The organism is Coprococcus sp. TF11-13 (assembly GCF_003481085.1).
Classification (GTDB): Bacteria; Bacillota; Clostridia; order Lachnospirales; family Lachnospiraceae; genus Coprococcus; species Coprococcus aceti.
In genome coordinates this window covers 310,337-325,950 of record NZ_QUKK01000001.1, presented here as the reverse complement: position 1 = coordinate 325,950, position 15,614 = coordinate 310,337, and the positions used below count along the sequence as shown (strand labels likewise).

General features: G+C 47.3%; 19 protein-coding genes. All 19 read right to left on the bottom strand.

Features of this window, described 5'->3' with window-relative positions; genetic code table 11:
- Position 1 precedes the first annotated feature (1 nt).
- A complete protein-coding gene (locus DXD11_RS01470) occupies positions 2-856 on the bottom strand; it encodes an NAD(+)/NADH kinase (RefSeq protein ID WP_117548757.1) in 855 nt (284 codons plus the stop codon).
- A gap of 10 nt (positions 857-866) precedes the next feature.
- Positions 867-1,670 carry a TlyA family RNA methyltransferase gene (locus DXD11_RS01465; RefSeq protein WP_118757630.1) on the bottom strand — a complete coding sequence of 268 codons (804 nt, stop codon included), beginning with the start codon at positions 1,668-1,670 and terminating at the stop codon, positions 867-869.
- A gap of 11 nt (positions 1,671-1,681) precedes the next feature.
- Positions 1,682-3,559, bottom strand: a complete 1,878-nt coding sequence (dxs, locus tag DXD11_RS01460; RefSeq protein WP_118757629.1) for a 1-deoxy-D-xylulose-5-phosphate synthase — start codon at positions 3,557-3,559, stop codon at positions 1,682-1,684.
- A gap of 21 nt (positions 3,560-3,580) precedes the next feature.
- The gene (locus DXD11_RS01455) at positions 3,581-4,465 is read right to left on the bottom strand and encodes a polyprenyl synthetase family protein (protein WP_015533557.1); all 885 of its coding nucleotides are present in this window, start codon (positions 4,463-4,465) and stop codon (positions 3,581-3,583) included.
- Positions 4,462-4,695: an exodeoxyribonuclease VII small subunit gene (gene xseB, locus DXD11_RS01450; RefSeq protein ID WP_015533558.1), complete on the bottom strand. Its 234-nt coding sequence runs from the start codon at positions 4,693-4,695 to the stop codon at positions 4,462-4,464. The genes DXD11_RS01455 and xseB overlap by 4 nt, the downstream gene beginning before the upstream one ends.
- Before the next feature lie 2 nt (positions 4,696-4,697).
- The gene (gene xseA, locus DXD11_RS01445) at positions 4,698-5,978 is read right to left on the bottom strand and encodes an exodeoxyribonuclease VII large subunit (RefSeq protein WP_158564570.1); all 1,281 of its coding nucleotides are present in this window, start codon (positions 5,976-5,978) and stop codon (positions 4,698-4,700) included.
- On the bottom strand, positions 5,962-6,441 hold the full coding sequence (gene nusB, locus DXD11_RS01440; RefSeq protein WP_117548753.1) for a transcription antitermination factor NusB: 480 nt from the start codon (positions 6,439-6,441) through the stop codon (positions 5,962-5,964). Before nusB ends, xseA begins: the two co-directional genes overlap by 17 nt.
- A gap of 36 nt (positions 6,442-6,477) precedes the next feature.
- A complete protein-coding gene (locus DXD11_RS01435; protein ID WP_015533560.1) occupies positions 6,478-6,897 on the bottom strand; it encodes an Asp23/Gls24 family envelope stress response protein in 420 nt (139 codons plus the stop codon).
- 100 nt (positions 6,898-6,997) lie between these two features.
- On the bottom strand, positions 6,998-7,630 hold the full coding sequence (locus tag DXD11_RS01430; RefSeq protein WP_117548752.1) for a SpoIIIAH-like family protein: 633 nt from the start codon (positions 7,628-7,630) through the stop codon (positions 6,998-7,000).
- Between the two features lie 12 nt (positions 7,631-7,642).
- Entirely contained in the window at positions 7,643-8,251 is a 609-nt protein-coding gene (locus tag DXD11_RS01425; RefSeq protein ID WP_118757628.1) for a hypothetical protein, read from the bottom strand.
- Entirely contained in the window at positions 8,251-8,724 is a 474-nt protein-coding gene (locus DXD11_RS01420) for a stage III sporulation protein AF (RefSeq protein WP_158547566.1), read from the bottom strand. The genes DXD11_RS01425 and DXD11_RS01420 overlap by 1 nt, the downstream gene beginning before the upstream one ends.
- An 18-nt stretch (positions 8,725-8,742) precedes the next feature.
- A complete protein-coding gene (locus DXD11_RS01415; RefSeq protein WP_147360964.1) occupies positions 8,743-9,951 on the bottom strand; it encodes a stage III sporulation protein AE in 1,209 nt (402 codons plus the stop codon).
- A complete protein-coding gene (gene spoIIIAD / locus DXD11_RS01410; RefSeq protein ID WP_022216698.1) occupies positions 9,941-10,330 on the bottom strand; it encodes a stage III sporulation protein AD in 390 nt (129 codons plus the stop codon). Before spoIIIAD ends, DXD11_RS01415 begins: the two co-directional genes overlap by 11 nt.
- A gap of 25 nt (positions 10,331-10,355) precedes the next feature.
- Positions 10,356-10,556 carry a stage III sporulation protein AC gene (gene spoIIIAC / locus DXD11_RS01405; RefSeq protein ID WP_015533564.1) on the bottom strand — a complete coding sequence of 67 codons (201 nt, stop codon included), beginning with the start codon at positions 10,554-10,556 and terminating at the stop codon, positions 10,356-10,358.
- Between the two features lie 17 nt (positions 10,557-10,573).
- Complete coding sequence (locus tag DXD11_RS01400) at positions 10,574-11,092, bottom strand: stage III sporulation protein AB (RefSeq protein ID WP_055272703.1); 519 nt, start codon at positions 11,090-11,092, stop codon at positions 10,574-10,576.
- Between the two features lie 15 nt (positions 11,093-11,107).
- Positions 11,108-12,040 carry a stage III sporulation protein AA gene (spoIIIAA, locus tag DXD11_RS01395; RefSeq protein WP_117548748.1) on the bottom strand — a complete coding sequence of 311 codons (933 nt, stop codon included), beginning with the start codon at positions 12,038-12,040 and terminating at the stop codon, positions 11,108-11,110.
- A gap of 195 nt (positions 12,041-12,235) precedes the next feature.
- Positions 12,236-12,793 (bottom strand): elongation factor P, encoded by a 558-nt coding sequence (gene efp / locus DXD11_RS01390; RefSeq protein WP_055144922.1) that lies wholly within the window; start codon positions 12,791-12,793, stop codon positions 12,236-12,238.
- A gap of 250 nt (positions 12,794-13,043) precedes the next feature.
- Complete coding sequence (locus DXD11_RS01385) at positions 13,044-14,135, bottom strand: M24 family metallopeptidase (protein WP_118757625.1); 1,092 nt, start codon at positions 14,133-14,135, stop codon at positions 13,044-13,046.
- Positions 14,135-15,520: a shikimate kinase gene (locus DXD11_RS01380; RefSeq protein ID WP_118757864.1), complete on the bottom strand. Its 1,386-nt coding sequence runs from the start codon at positions 15,518-15,520 to the stop codon at positions 14,135-14,137. The genes DXD11_RS01385 and DXD11_RS01380 overlap by 1 nt, the downstream gene beginning before the upstream one ends.
- Between the last annotated feature and the right edge of the window lie 94 nt (positions 15,521-15,614).

Sequence of the window (15,614 nt, the reverse complement as noted above, 5' to 3'; positions counted from 1 at the left end):
ATCACTTTCCCCCAAGCTTGTTTCTAAGTATCTCGTAGAAATTCACATCACTCGCCTTTACGAGCTGCGTGGTTCTCTTTGACACGCATATATCAAGGATATCGCCTGCTGCCAGCTCGAAATCATTTCCACCGTCAAATGAAACTATCGCCTCGGTGTCCTGCGTCTTCCTCTTCTTGGCGATCTCTATTGAAACCTTTGCATCACTAGGAAGCACAATACTCTTCGAAGTCAGCGAATGTGGACATACCGGAGTGATGATCATCAGTCTTGCCATAGGATCCACGATCGGACCTCCGGCTGAGAGATTGTAACCCGTGGAGCCAGTGGGGGTCGATATGATGATTCCATCTCCATCATAGGCATTCAGAAAGCTTCCATTTACATAGACATCAAGACCTATAAGTCTTGAAAATCCTGCCCTGCTGATAACTATATCATTGAGTGCCCTCTTCCTGCACTCCTTGCCATCTCCTGTTCTGACTGTTCCCCTGATCATCATTCTGTCCTGCATGGAATAATCATCCGCAAGCAGTCTGTCTATGATGGTCTGCCAGTTGGTGATCTCCCCCTCAGTGAGGAATCCCACCGTTCCAAGATTTATCCCGAACAGAGGAATCTCCACATGGCTGGCACTGGATGCCACATTGAGGAGTGTTCCATCCCCTCCAAGAACAAGTATACAGTCAAAGCTCTCAAGCTCATCCGTAACCTGCTGCTTGTCACATGCACTGAAGCTGTAGCAGTCCATGGCTTTACACGCACCATTTTGCGATTCAATATACGCTGTGAGCTCCGACGTTATACGATTATCCTCATCCTTATCCGGGTTATATACTATATAAAAATTCTTCATATCGTATCCTCTATGACTTGTTCAGTTCGTTGTGGGACTCCTCCACCAGAGCCTTTATGTCGAATTCCTCATCCGTCTTCGACTCATCCTTTGATATGTGGAGCAGATATTCTATGTTGCCCTCAGGTCCTTTTATAGGTGAATAGCTGAGGTGCAGTGTGCGGAATCCTATGCTTCTGGCATAACCGACTATCATCTCCACAACCTCAATATGGGTTGAAAGCTCTCTGACAACGCCCTTCTTGCCGACCTTCTCTCTTCCCGCCTCGAACTGCGGCTTGATAAGGCACACGATCTCTCCACTATCCGTAAGCAGCTCCTTTACCGCTGGAAGCACCTTTGTAAGAGATATAAATGACACATCTATCGAAGCAAATTCAATCTTATCGTCAATATCCTCAGGTGTGACATATCGTATATTTGTTTTCTCCATACAGACAACTCTCTCGTCATTTCTGAGCTTCCATGCAAGCTGTCCATGACCCACGTCAACGGAATACACCTTCACCGCACCATTCTGCAGCATACAGTCGGTAAAACCACCAGTGGAAGCACCTACATCCATGCACACCTTACCCGCAAGTTCCACGCCGAAATGATCCATAGCCTTCTCAAGCTTCAGGCCTCCACGGCTCACGTATTTGAGGGTGTTGCCCCTGACCTCTATCTTAGCAGTATCGTCAAATGTCGTGCCGGCCTTATCCTCTTTGTTATTGTCAACATACACTATTCCTGACATGATGATGGCTTTCGCCTTCTCTCGTGAATCTGCCAGTCCCTGTTCTACAAGGAGAACATCAAGTCTCTTCTTCATCTGTCTTCCTCTTATTCTGTACAATCTGTCGATATTATATGTTTTATCCTGTCATACAGCGAATCCGCGTCAAGCTTCAGCATCCTCCTGAGCTCATCCACGCTTCCATGCTGTACAAATGTATCCTCAATGGCACACACTGTCACATCCACATCAAGGTGTCTGTCCATGACATACTCCTCGACCAGAGATCCGTATCCGCCATGCTTTATCTCTTCTTCAATAACCACTATATGTTCATGATCCCTGCTGAGCTCATCTATCATATCAGTATCTATCGGCTTCAGAAATCTTGCATTGACAAATGTGACATTTGTTCCCTCTGCCAGCAGTCTGTCATATACCTTCTCGGCCTCCTGAACCATGTTGCCAACAGCCACTATGGCAAGCTTCTGTCCCCTGTGGATCATCTCGCTCCTGCCATACTCAATATCCGCATTGTATTCCTTAAGTCCATAATAAGCCTCTCCTCTGGAATACTTGAGCGCAACCGGACCATCGTAAGCAACAGCCCACTCCATCGCTCTGGTGAGCTCATATCTGTTCTTCGGCGCAATGATGGTCATGTTCGGAATATGTGACAGAAACGCAGTGTCAAATATGCCCTGATGTGTATCGCCATCTGCACCGACAAGCCCTGACCTGTCAATGGCAAATATGACATGCAGCTTCTGCAGGCACACATCGTGTAAGATCTGATCATATGCCCTCTGCAAAAATGACGAGTATATCGCAACCACTGGCACCAGTCCCGACGCAGCAAGTCCCGCGGCAAACGTCACCGCATGTTCCTCCGCGATGCCAACGTCAAAAGCTCTGTCCGGGAACTCCGCGGCAAATGCCGCCACTCCTGTTCCCTTGCCCATGGCAGCCGTTATGGCCGTTATCCTTGGATCAGCCTTGCCAAGCTCCACCAGCTTTCTGGCAAACACTCCTGTGTTTGTCATGGCCTTCCGGTCCTTAATAACCTTTCCAGTCTGTATATCAAACGGATCAACGCCGTGGAAATAGCTAGGGTGTCTCTCGGCATGGGTATACCCCTTGCCCTTCACTGTCTTCACATGCACAAGGATCGGTCTGTTAAGCTTAAGCGCCTTTCGGAAAGTGGCCTCCATCACATCTATATCGTGTCCGTCTATAGGTCCTATATATGTGACTCCCAGCTCCTCGAAGAACATCCCCGGCACAAATATCTGCTTGATGGAATCCTTTGACTTCTTCAGTCCTCTGGCAAGATGTTCTCCAGCCACAGGGATCTTCATGAGGATCTTCTCCACATTGCCCTTAAAATCATTGTACTGCTGCCCAACACGTATCTTGCTGAGATATGTGGACATGCCGCCAACATTCTGATCGATGGACATATTGTTATCGTTCAGCACAACAAGGCAGCCGGTCTTGATATCCGCCATATTATTCATGGCCTCATATACCATGCCACCTGTGAAGGAGCCATCTCCGATCACTGCGGCAATCTTCTCATTTGTACCCTTGATACTTCTGGCACACGCCATTCCAAGCGCAGCGGAAATGGATGTTGAGCTGTGTCCTGTATTGAACGCATCGCACGGGCTCTCACTGGTCTTCGGGAAACCGCTCATTCCTCCAAACTGTCTGAGAGTGCCCATCTCATTCTTCCTGCCCGTCAGTATCTTGTGGACATAGGACTGATGTCCCACATCCCATATAAGCTTATCCTCAGGGAAATCCAAAACCCTGTGAAGTGCCATGGTAAGTTCCACGCATCCAAGATTCGGAGCCAAATGTCCACCGGTCTCGCTCACATGCGACACCAGAAATTCTCTGATCTCATCCGCCAGCTCCGGCAGATCTTCCCTGTCTATATCCTTTATATCGTTTGGTTTATTTATTCTATCCAGTATATTCATATGCACACCACGAGAGGAGTCCTATTTATCCCTGTTTATCAGCCAGATGACCAATTCCTTCAGAAACTCATTGTCCCCGCCTATCTCTTCCAATTCTCTTACTGCTCTCTCCGACAGCTCAGTCACATAACGTCTGGATTCATCAATTCCATGTATCGTGACATATGTAACCTTGCCATTCTCCTCATCACTCAGCGTCGGCTTTCCAAGAAGCGCACTGTCTCCACAGACATCCAGAATATCGTCCTGGATCTGGAATGCCATGCCGACGTCCGATGCTATCTTGTGTACCGCCGCAACCTTAGCCTCGTCTGCCCCCGCAAGTATCGCGCCTATCATCATGGATGCCTCTATGAGGGCTCCGGTCTTGTTCTCATACACATATTCAAGCTGCTCCTTTGAGAGCTCCTTGCCGGTCATCTCCACATCGACAACCTGACCGCCTATCATGCCGTTTATCCCCGGCTTCTGCGCAAGCACACACATCGCAGACGCCACAGCATGTATATCCTCACCCATGCCAAATGCCTTACATGCGGTCTCATATGCATAATTGAGCAGCGCATCCCCCGCAAGAATGGCCATCGCCTCGCCAAATACCACATGGGATGTCTTTCTTCCGCGCCTGTAATCGTCATTGTCCAGAGCCGGAAGATCGTCATGTATGAGTGAATATGTATGTATCATCTCTATCGCAGCCATGAACGGCTTTATAACCTCTGACTTGCCGCCGAACAGCCTGTATGTCTCCTCCATGAGCATGGGACGAAGCCTCTTTCCACCCGCCTCTACCGAGTACGCCATGGCCTCACACACTGTCCTGTTAAATCCGTCTGCAGGTGGCAGATAGCTCTCAACTATATCGTTGATCCTTGCCGCCTTCTCCGCTATAAGTTTATCTATCATGCTTCCTCCTGACCCGAAAGTGTTATCATCTCTTTCTCAACATCGCACAGGTAATTCCTGCATCTGTTTATGAGCTGGACGCCCTCAGAATAAAGCTCCATGGACTCCTTGAGCCCCGTATCAGTATTCTCAAGCGCAGCCGCTATCTCATCAAGTCTGGCAAGAGCCTCCTCTATGGACACATCCTGAAGAGTGTCCGCTGTATCCATATTCTGTGTATCTTCTGCCATATCTATTCCTCCTGCCCGGTCACGTCAGCCACGACCGCCTGTATTCTTCCATCATGAAGAGTTATCTCTATATCATCCCCAGGTGTGATCCCTGACACAGATCTGACAGGCTCACCATCCGATGAAATATATCCAAATCCATTTATGAGCTTAGCTGTAGGCGAAAGGCCATGTATCCTCTCCGTCATGACCGCCAGGGCATTCCTTGTCATGTCGTACTTTCTGCCCATCGCGCTCTTCATCCTGTCATGAAGCCTGTCACAGTGCACCGATCTATCCTCTATCTTATCCGCCATCAGCCCATTTATCTGCTTCTCTATTCTGTCAAGCTGCTGCCTCTGACTGTCCATTCTTCCGGATGGACTCAAAAGTCTGAGCTGCCTGTCATAACCATCCAGACTCCTCGCAAGTCTGTCTATCCTGCCGGATATCAGCATGGTGAGCTGTTCAAGTCTCCTGTCAAATCCGGCAACTGTCTCTGCCACCACCGGAAGCGCATGCATGACAGCCGTGGACGGATTGGATTCTCTCCTGTCCGCAACCATGTCCGCAACTGTGGTGTCTATCTCATGCCCCGTAGCCGATATGATAGGCGTCTCCGCATTGAATATGGCCCATGCCACCTGCTCCTCATTGAACGCCCACAGATCCTCCTTGGAGCCTCCGCCTCTTCCAACGATTATGAGGTCGAGCCCCATGGAATCAAGTATCTCGATTCCTCTGGATATATCCGCCGCCGCATACTGTCCCTGCACGGTCGCAGGATAACAATAGAGCTGGGCATACGGATCCCTCCGTTTTGCCACTGCACGGATATCGCTTATCGCAGCCTTTGCCCCCGCCGTCACTATACCAATACGCCTCGGGTAGGCGGGAATAGGCTTCTTGTATTCCTGCGAAAACAGCCCCATGCCGTCCAGTCTGGCTATGAGTCTCTCCAGCTTGGCATTCACCTCGCCGTCACCCACACGCACCAGCCTGTCTACATAGAGCTGATACTTTCCGTCTCTCACGAAGACATCAATATGACCAAATGCATGAACCTTGTCTCCGTTCTTCGGAGCAAACTTGAGTCCATATACCTGTTTTCCCGCAAACATAACAGCCGCCAGAACTCCGCTGGGATCCTTGAGACTGAAATACATATGACCTCTCTTGTCTGTTCCGAGTCCTGTGATCTCTCCCTCAACCCCCAGACTGCCAAGCCACGGCTCGCCGCTGACCAACTCCTGTATCCTCTCATTGAGTTCCTTGACTGTATATATGTTATTCTGCTGTGGCATCTGCGCCACTCTCCTTCTTGTCCTTATCACCGGATACAAGCTTTGCAAGAAGTGCATTCACGAACTTGCTCGCCGATGCATCACAATACTTCTTTGCCAGCTCAACCGCCTCATTGATGGCGACCTTCTCCGGTATGCTCTCATCGTACTTCACTTCATAGACACCAAGCCTTAATATAGCCAGCTCCTCCTTGCCTATACGAGGAAGCTTCCAGCCTTCTGATATCTGTGAAATGATCTCATCTATCTCTGCTTTCTTAGAGATGATATTCTTAACCTTGGTGGTTATATAATCTCTGTCCTCATCGCTGACTATTCCGTACAGAAGCGGATCGTCCTCCTCATCTCCCGGCATCTCAGGGTCAAATGCAAAATCAAGCTGATCCTGCATGCCCTCAGCGTCATTGAACTCCAGTGTAAATACTATCTTGAATATCCTGTCTCTTATCTCTCTTCTAGTCATATCTTCCTCTCCACTATATAAAGCTTTATCTGTATCCTATCTGCCGTCTCCAACACGTACACCGGCTATCCTTATGTTGACTTCCTCAACACTCAGTCCTGTCATAGTCTCTATAGCCTGCTTGACCTTATCCTGAACCTGGCCTGATACTGATGGTATGCTGTACTCGTACAGAACCTCTATCGCAATATCAACCTTTACCTTGCCGGGAAGAAGCTCTACCTTAACGCCCTTTGCAGGGTTCTTCTTTCCGAACTTTGAGGCAAGCTCATTTGGAAGGTTGCCTGTAAGTCTGTATACACCTTCAACCTCTCCGGCTGCAAGCCCTGCTATGATAGCCACTACGTCATCCGCTATCTGGACTTTGCCCAGAGAATTGCTCTCTTCTATATTGTAAGAATTATCCTGAACCGCGCTGCCTTCAATCACGATATCATCATTCAACTTATCACTCATGGTCATACCTCCCGTTTCGTATGGGTTATTTGAATCTTATTATAATCTGAAGGCAGCTATTTTGCAAGTATATGCGATTCACGGCTTATCCTTCCGCTGTCTATTTGCCACCCATGACAGATATTGCAACACTGCTTATATCATACCCTGTTTTTCGGATAACTATGTCCTCTATCTGTGCTCTCTCGGTATCCGACAGCGATTCCACATTCAGCGACACGTCAACAGCCTCATCACTTATCGTCACTATGGCATCGCTATACCCCTTTGCCGCCAGAACTGTCTCGACATCTGTCTCCTTCTCTATGGTATCGTTCAGCTTCACATATGTATCTGTCGCCTCCTTCTTTGCCGAATCGCTGAGTGCCTCATCACCTATCACATCCATCAAAGCTTCCTTGCTCCTTGATCTGCTCTGCTCACGGTTCAGCTTTGCCGCGGCCATATTGCTTGTCACCTGTGCACTGGTGAGTACAGCGTCACCGATCTCATCCTCCTGGCCATTGAGCTCCACATCCTCGGTCTGGCCATTCTCATCCTTCACCGCCTGTGAGTTCTCATTTTCCGCCATGGACGAGAGATCCTCATAGTTGATCACCTCCACCTGTTTTTTGTCAGCTTTTTCCTTCTTCTTGTCCTTTCCTGCATCCGCAAAGCTCATGTAACCGGCCACCCCTATCATAACTGCAAGTGCGATGACCGCCAGTCTGTTCTTTCCACTGAATTTCTTCATAGTCCCTCCACATTAATTTGCTTCTAATATCACAATCTTATGCGTCGGCACGTCAAATAATGCCTGCACTGCATTCGTTATCTTCAGCGTTGTATCGCCATTTTCCACCCCCTTGCAAATGATAACCACACCCTCGGTCTCCGGCTCCCTGTACCTGACCACATACGGCGAGCTCCCACTGCCCTCACTCACCATGACCGTCTCCTCCGACACGCTTCTCTGGCTGCTGTCGCCGTTCTCACTGGAACTGCTTCCGGAGTCCTTGAGTGCTATGTTCTCACCGCTGTCCTTGACCGTTATCATCACTCTCACATCCGATATTCCGTCCACCTGCTCAAGCACTGATGTGAGTCTCTCCTCCATATACTCCACATAATCCGTGGTATCCCCTGACATATTCCGGTCATTTCCGCCGGTCACATCCGCGTCTGTCTCATCGGACTGTCCGGTCCATCCGCTCTTTTGGTCATTTTTATCAGTCTTGCTGTTATTTGCCGGCCACACAACTATCATCAGACATATCCCTGACAGCAAAATGAGCAGCAACTTGTATAATCTGTTGTTGCTGCTCTTCAATATATTCATAATCCCCGATATTCCCTTTTTCTTAGAATCCTCCACTACAGTCCCTCCTGCATATGATCTGTATTGCCCCTCCTGATGGTAATCCTGTTCTCATCAACGCCGTATTCCTCTGACACCGCAGATCTTATCCCGTCTGTGTCTACTTTATCAGACTGTATGGATATCTCCATGCTGTCTATCCCAAGCTCCTCCCCGGTGACTATACGCACCACCGCATCGGCATTACAATTGTCAGATATAAACCGCTCCACTACCTCCTCCATGGCCCTGACATACATCTCATCATCGCCCTCGGCCACGTCCATTCCAAGCGATTCACTGTATGTATTGAACTCTATCCTGTCCGCATACCCAAGCCAGCCTATTACAGGATTTATCACAACCATCATCATGACAAATCCCACAGCCGCCTGGACATATCTGCGCATCTTTGGATCCGGGGCAATATACAGCACGACAGAAAAAAGTATACTGCACACAACTATATTTTTCAGCCACTCAGCAAGCATGGGCATCCTCCATCCGTTCTATGATATGTTCACCGACATCAGGGCTATGCTTATGATGAACATCATCACGCTTATTCCGCACGCCCTCAGCATAAGCTCCACTGTCTCCGCCATGATGCCTGCTGCCTCGGCATATCTTTTGTCTCCTACCGGCTGCACCACCGCGGCGATGAACCTTAATATGAACATGATGACGATTATCTTGATCATTGGCACTGCGGCCAGTATGACTATCATGATCGTACACGCCATCCCCATACAGTTTCTGATAAATTCTCCTGTGCTCACCATCACACTGATGACAGCGCTCACCGTGGACATCCCTGCACCTTTTCCCAATGTCCTGAGTATGCCATTTCTTGAAAGCCTGTCCATGGACGGTGCTATCATGCTCTTGACCACATTTATCCCGGTTACCACCGCAAACATTGTCCGCATTCCCCACACCGCCAGGCTCTTCATAAGCCCCGCCATCCGGGAGAAATAATCCTCGCTTCCAAGATTATTTATGAGTGCTATGAGCCCGCCGCATTTGATGAGGGGGAGTATGAACCTTATTATCACATTCTGGCAAATGTATATCACCAGGATTATGACCGACTGTGAATATCCGGCACTCTCCGGACCGCTCACATATAACACAGACGAAGCATACATGGGATAGAACGCTTTCATGAACTCCGTGACATCTCCTATGGTGTCCTGCACGATGGACTGCACTAGGACGAAATCCCCCAGCAGCAGCGATAACAACACCATGTATGTAACCATGAAACCATGGGCGGATACATACTCGCCCATATTTCCCGCAAGCTGGGCAAATGTACTTCCGAGCACGATCACCGCTATGATCTGCAGCGCCAGCCCCCTGCTTGTCCTGACCTCGTATATGACACTGTCGGAAAACACTTTTAGTGCCATGTCTATGGTGTAATCCACGTCACCACTCTTTAGGGACTCGTATATGTCGTAGAAGGTCACGTCGGATTTGTCTTTTGTGATCTCATTGAGGCTTCCGATGACGGAGTCGTCCTCCAATATATCTGAGTTAATATCAGAGTCTCCTTCCGTGGTATTTTCCTTTTCATTCTCAGCATAAAATTCTGGACAATATTTGATATCTGTATCATATGATTCAACTTTACTCTCATTACACACATTTGCCGCATCAGGCACTGACACCCCCATAAAGAGCATCATCACCACCACTATCAAATTACCCCTCAACTATGGTCACCACCAGATCTATAACTCCCATGAGTATGGGCATACTAAGCAGAATAAGAGTTATCTTTCCCGCCATCTCCACCTGGGATGCCATGGCATTGCAGCCGGCATCTTTGCAGATATCTGATGAAAATCGGCATATATACGCTATACCTATCATTTTCAGGATCACGTCTATATATGAAATATTCACCGACACGTACGCAGTCAGCCTGTCTATGTACGAAGCTATAAGTCTGAACCTGCTCACAACAAAATACATGAGCATCACACACCCGGCTATGGACAACACGATCCCGTACCCGGAATCCAGTTCTTTTATCTTCACCGCTATCAGAACCACGATCACCGCAGCCAGAGAAACCGCCATGAGATTCATCATTTACCCCCACATCTACTCTCATTTATTGTCCTATATTTACAATATCCATGATCTCGTTGAACAGGTCACTTATGTACGGGATAACCCAGGAAAGCACAATGATGAGTCCCGCCAGATTGAGCAGATAGGCGTGCTCCTCCTTGCCTGAATGTTTTAGTATCTGGTTGAGCAGTGCCACCAGAATTCCCACTGCACCTATTTTTAGAAGTATCTGGATCGTCATCGTCTCTCCCTCTTAACCTACATGAGCAATATAACTATGAATACGCCTCCAAGCAGCCCAAGTGAATTGGCAAGCCTCTTTATCCCGGAACTTCTGGCGCGTTCCCGCTGGTATCTGTCCGTAATTATATCTTCCACAAGATTTATCCTTGAGAGCTGTGCCTCAACGTCCATATCTCCCATTATCTTTCCAAGCCTGTCCACATCCGCCAGCACCTCCAAGCTCAGGGCACTGTCCCGCCTCAGCATCGCCAGTGAGTCTGTCCACAATTCTGCAAATGGCCTATCCCTGTTCTTCTCAGACATCTCCGCCAGACCGTTCACCCATTTACCAACATTTCCCTTAAGACGCTTTGCACTGTCGGCGAGTATCTCCGGGAGCTCCGATCCGGCATACATGATCTGCCCCTTGAACAGTTGTATGAAGAGCAGCATTTCCTCCATCTCCTTAACCATGCGCCCATGCAACTGCCCTATGGCATGTCCCACCATAAATGAGGCATATACGATCAGACAGCCTCCTATCGCCTTAACCATGTCCTTGCCTCCCATCTAATCGTACCAGCAAAGCCGGTTGCCCTGGCCGTCAAATATATCAGAGATCTGTCCTGCCTTATCGCCTCCAAGCACAACATACCTCTCAAAAACCCTGTTCTCCACAAGACGCCTTATCCCTGCCCTGTCTCTCACATCATCCATGGAATAGCCATGTGCAGTTGCAAGCAGACGGCAGCCACAGTTTATCACGCCGAAAATAGCATCTACATCCTGCTGCCCTCCTATCTCATCGACCGCTATGAGATCAGGCGCCATGGTTCGAACCAGCATCATCATTCCTGAAGCTTTTGGACAGCAGTCAAGAACATCAGTCCTCATTCCGACATCATTCTGCGGAACACCCTTGTAGCACGCCGCTATCTCCGATCTCTCATCAACCACACCAACTGTCATTCCTCCGTCAGACACTACTCTTATGATGTCCCTGAGCAGTGTGGTCTTGCCGTGACACGGAGCGGACACTATGAGCGTGTTCATCAGCTTGCCATCACCGTATATGTATGGCAGGACATCACCGCTGCATCCCTTGATCTCATGTGCCACCCTGATATTTAGAAATGATATGTGTCTGATGCATTTGATCCTTGTTCCATCGAGTATGATCTTGCCCGCAACTCCTACCCTGTGTCCACCGCACACGGTGATAAAGCCCTGACGTATCTCATCCTCATAGGCATACAGGGAATGATTGCAGATACATTCCAGAGTGTCGTTCACATCCCTGGCAGTCACTATGTACGCATCCTTCATATTACAGGTTCTTGATCCGCAGGAATCAACATATATCTCCGAGTCCTCGTATCTAAGTATAAAGGGACTATTCACCCTCAGACGTATCTCCCACAGTCTCCCATAATCAAGCCTCAGCTTCTCAACCATGCACCTGATCCTGACGGGAAGCAGATGCAATATATCTTCTCCACACATATGTATCGTCCTTCTTCTATATAACACTGTCTGTACAGCTACATAAAAAGTATATTCAGAGGGTGGATAGGTTAGAACCTTTGGTTGCTTACAGCGCAAAAAAGTCCCGGCGATTCAAATATCCTGAATCACCGGGACTCTTATTCTTCTTATATGTTATCGTAGGTAGTTATATCCTAATGCTGGTAACAATTATTATACTCTTGAAAGATACTCGCCAGTACGTGTATCGATCTTGATCGTGTCACCCTCGTTAACGAAGAGAGGTACTGATACCTGTGCGCCTGTCTCAACTGTACATGGCTTTGTTGCACCTGTAGCTGTATCACCCTTAACACCTGGCTCGCACTCTGTGATAACAAGCTCAACGAAGAGAGGTGGCTCTACAGCAAATACGTTGCCATTGTGTGAACAGATCTTACACATCTCGTTCTCCTTAACGAACTTAAGTGAATCACCTATAGCTGCTGAGCTGATAGGAATCTGATCATATGTCTCTGGATCCATGAAGTAATAAAGATCTCCGTCATTGTACAGATACTGCATGTCCTTTCTCTCGATGTGAGCCTTCTCACACTTCTCTGTTGGACGGAATGACTTCTCTACAACACCGCCACTCTTGATGTTCTTAAGCTTTGTTCTAACGAAAGCTGCACCCTTTCCTGGCTTAACGTGCTGGAACTCTATAATCTGATAAATATTTCCTTCGAATTCGATTGTAACGCCGTTTCTAAAATCGCCTGCTGAGATCATCTCTGCCATAACTATCTTATCCTCCTTAAAGATATAAACTTCTTGTCACATTTTATAATATATGAAATAAATTTTCAACTATTTTTTACCATACCATCAACCTTTATCAGGTAAGTCTACGTTTCTGCGCTTTCTACTGTCGTATATACACAGCAATACAAACGCACATACTCCTACAGCACTCACGATGACTCCCGGTATAAGACCTGCGGTATGATACCTGAGTTCTATATCGTGATAGCCGCCACTACTAAATCTCTATCAGCTTCTTCTCTGATCCTGTAAGATTCCTGTAACCATCCTCCGTCACAACAACCAGATCCTCTATCCTGACACCAAACTGTCCAGGAATATAGATTCCCGGTTCAACTGTTATGACCATGCCAGGTTTCAATATGTCATCACACTTAGGTGAAAATCTCGGATTCTCGTGTATAAACAATCCCACCGAATGTCCAAGTCCATGTCCAAAGCAATCTCCATATCCGGCATCGGCTATTATACGTCTAGCAACAGCATCAACATCGTTACATCTGACTCCTGGTTTTATCATGTTCATAGACTCCGTCTGAGCCTTGAGTACCGTATCATACACATATTTCATTGAATCAGATGCCTTTCCTATTGCTACGGTTCTGGTCATATCTGAACAATATCCCTCATATATACAGCCAAAATCCATAGTGAGGAAGTCCCCCTTATTCAGAGTCTTATCCGTAGGAATAGCATGCGGCATGGATGAATTCATTCCAGATGCAGCTATGGTGTCAAAACTCAAGCCTTCCGCACCATTTTTCTTCATATGATACTCCAGTTCAAGCGCAACATCCTTCTCTGTAATGCCAGGTCTGAGATATTCCAGTATATGTGAAAATGCCTTGTCTCCTATCGACTCCGCTGTATGGATATTCTCGATCTCCTCATCTGTCTTTATCTCTCTTAAGGAATCCAGCTTACCATCAAGACTTATCCATTCCACACCGGATATTCCTGTCGAATATTCCGAATACTCTCTATAGCTGATGCTAAGATTCTCAAATCCAACTCTCAGATTCCCAGAATTTTTTCTCTGTCCATCAAGAATAGATGAAATACACGCAACATATCCTTTTCCAGCAATATCCGCACATTCATATCCTTCACACTCGCGCTGAACCTGCTCTGTATATCTCGAATCCGTTATGACTGTCTTACCTGATCCTGCCAGAACTATAATGCCCTCGCCGCGGTACGATGCTATATATCTCATGTTGTACCTGTCAGTGATCAATATCGCATCAAGATTCATCTCATCTATTATCCTTCTGACCTTTTCATAAGCAATTGCTGTGTCCATAACCATCATCTCCCACCTTCTATATAAGAACTTATTTCCTGTACTATCTCATCTATTTCAATTCCTGTAACCGGAACTATGATATCAGCGGCAGCTTCATACACCGGTCCTCGCTGTCCCATAAGTTCCCTCACTCTCTGATCTACATTTTCTCCCTGCAGAAGAGGTCTGGTCGTATCTCCCGCCAGTCGTCTGACTACCTCCTCAGGCTTAACATCCAGATATATTATTCTTCCCATTCGCCTGAGTTCATCCACATTCGCCTGTCTCATAGGAAGTCCACCTCCAGTGGATATAACCGTATGTGACAGCCGGCTGTTCAATTCCTTAAGAGTATCTGTCTCAAGCTGTCTGAAATACTCTTCCCCCTTGTCGGCAAATATCTGCTTTATGCTGCAACCAGCCTTGTCCTCTATATAAGAATCCACATCCAGCAGATCAAAGTTCAGCTTTCTCGCAAGAGCTTCCCCGACAGTTGTCTTACCACATCCCATAAATCCTATGAGGATCACATTTTCTCTGATTGACTGCAGCAACCTGTCGTACACAATATCAGCAACATCCTCTGATATAGATATATCATTCCAGAGCTCATATGCAATTATTCCCTGATAAAGGAGCATACGCAAACCATTGTACGCCAATGCTCCAGCCTGTCTGCAAAGCTTGATAAACTTTGTCTCAAACGGATTATATATGAGATCGATTCCCACACTGACTCTGTCGTAAAAATGTGGATCATCGATGACTACCGCCTCATTTTTCGGTGCCAGACCTATCGATGTGGACTGGAATACCACGAACTTATTATCTACATTCTCCTGCAGTAACTGTCCATAATCACCAAGTCTCATGGCAGTCATTGTCTCTCTGCAAAAATGACCATTCATGTCCTCTGCTATCGTCTGTGCCTTCTCGATCGTTCTGTTAAGGATATATACCTTATCCGCACCCTTATTCATGCACATATATGCCACAGCTCTCGCTGCACCGCCTGCGCCAAGTATGATAACCTTTTTACCGTCAAGTTCCACTCCGTAGGACTCCAGTTCTCTGGACAGCCCCATCATATCTGTGTTATATCCCTTATAACCGTTTGCAGTCCTGACAAGAGTGTTGATCGCACCTATTGCCGCTGCCCCCTCATCTATATCCACAAGTGAAGCCATTATCTCATTCTTGTGAGGTACAGTGGCGTTCATTCCCAATATATTCAGTTCAAACGCTCCCTTTACAGCATCCGCCAGCCCCTCCTTATGGGTGTGGAACGGCACATACACTTCATTGATTTCCAATATATCGCTGAGTGTGTTGTGTATAAGCGGTGACATGGTGTGCTGAACCGGATCACCAAGCAAACCCAATAATCTTGTCTTTCCATTTATCTCCATATGTATCTCCATCCTTCAGTCTCTTATTTTGAACAGAGTCAGTATAACACAAAAAGAAACCGGAGTATATAACCACCCCGGTTTCTATATTTAT

What these genes read in the sequence shown, in the direction of transcription:
- DXD11_RS01470 (WP_117548757.1), bottom strand. Translation starts at nt 856, where the DNA reads ATGAAGAATTTTTATATAGTATATAACCCGGATAAGGATGAGGATAAT.
- DXD11_RS01465 (WP_118757630.1), bottom strand. Translation starts at nt 1,670, where the DNA reads ATGAAGAAGAGACTTGATGTTCTCCTTGTAGAACAGGGACTGGCAGAT.
- dxs (WP_118757629.1), bottom strand. Translation starts at nt 3,559, where the DNA reads ATGAATATACTGGATAGAATAAATAAACCAAACGATATAAAGGATATA.
- DXD11_RS01455 (WP_015533557.1), bottom strand. Translation starts at nt 4,465, where the DNA reads ATGATAGATAAACTTATAGCGGAGAAGGCGGCAAGGATCAACGATATA.
- xseB (WP_015533558.1), bottom strand. Translation starts at nt 4,695, where the DNA reads ATGGCAGAAGATACACAGAATATGGATACAGCGGACACTCTTCAGGAT.
- xseA (WP_158564570.1), bottom strand. Translation starts at nt 5,978, where the DNA reads ATGCCACAGCAGAATAACATATATACAGTCAAGGAACTCAATGAGAGG.
- nusB (WP_117548753.1), bottom strand. Translation starts at nt 6,441, where the DNA reads ATGACTAGAAGAGAGATAAGAGACAGGATATTCAAGATAGTATTTACA.
- DXD11_RS01435 (WP_015533560.1), bottom strand. Translation starts at nt 6,897, where the DNA reads ATGAGTGATAAGTTGAATGATGATATCGTGATTGAAGGCAGCGCGGTT.
- DXD11_RS01430 (WP_117548752.1), bottom strand. Translation starts at nt 7,630, where the DNA reads ATGAAGAAATTCAGTGGAAAGAACAGACTGGCGGTCATCGCACTTGCA.
- DXD11_RS01420 (WP_158547566.1), bottom strand. Translation starts at nt 8,724, where the DNA reads ATGCTTGCTGAGTGGCTGAAAAATATAGTTGTGTGCAGTATACTTTTT.
- spoIIIAD (WP_022216698.1), bottom strand. Translation starts at nt 10,330, where the DNA reads ATGAATCTCATGGCGGTTTCTCTGGCTGCGGTGATCGTGGTTCTGATA.
- spoIIIAC (WP_015533564.1), bottom strand. Translation starts at nt 10,556, where the DNA reads ATGACGATCCAGATACTTCTAAAAATAGGTGCAGTGGGAATTCTGGTG.
- DXD11_RS01400 (WP_055272703.1), bottom strand. Translation starts at nt 11,092, where the DNA reads ATGGTTAAGGCGATAGGAGGCTGTCTGATCGTATATGCCTCATTTATG.
- spoIIIAA (WP_117548748.1), bottom strand. Translation starts at nt 12,040, where the DNA reads ATGTGTGGAGAAGATATATTGCATCTGCTTCCCGTCAGGATCAGGTGC.
- efp (WP_055144922.1), bottom strand. Translation starts at nt 12,793, where the DNA reads ATGATCTCAGCAGGCGATTTTAGAAACGGCGTTACAATCGAATTCGAA.
- DXD11_RS01385 (WP_118757625.1), bottom strand. Translation starts at nt 14,135, where the DNA reads ATGGTTATGGACACAGCAATTGCTTATGAAAAGGTCAGAAGGATAATA.
- DXD11_RS01380 (WP_118757864.1), bottom strand. Translation starts at nt 15,520, where the DNA reads ATGGAGATAAATGGAAAGACAAGATTATTGGGTTTGCTTGGTGATCCG.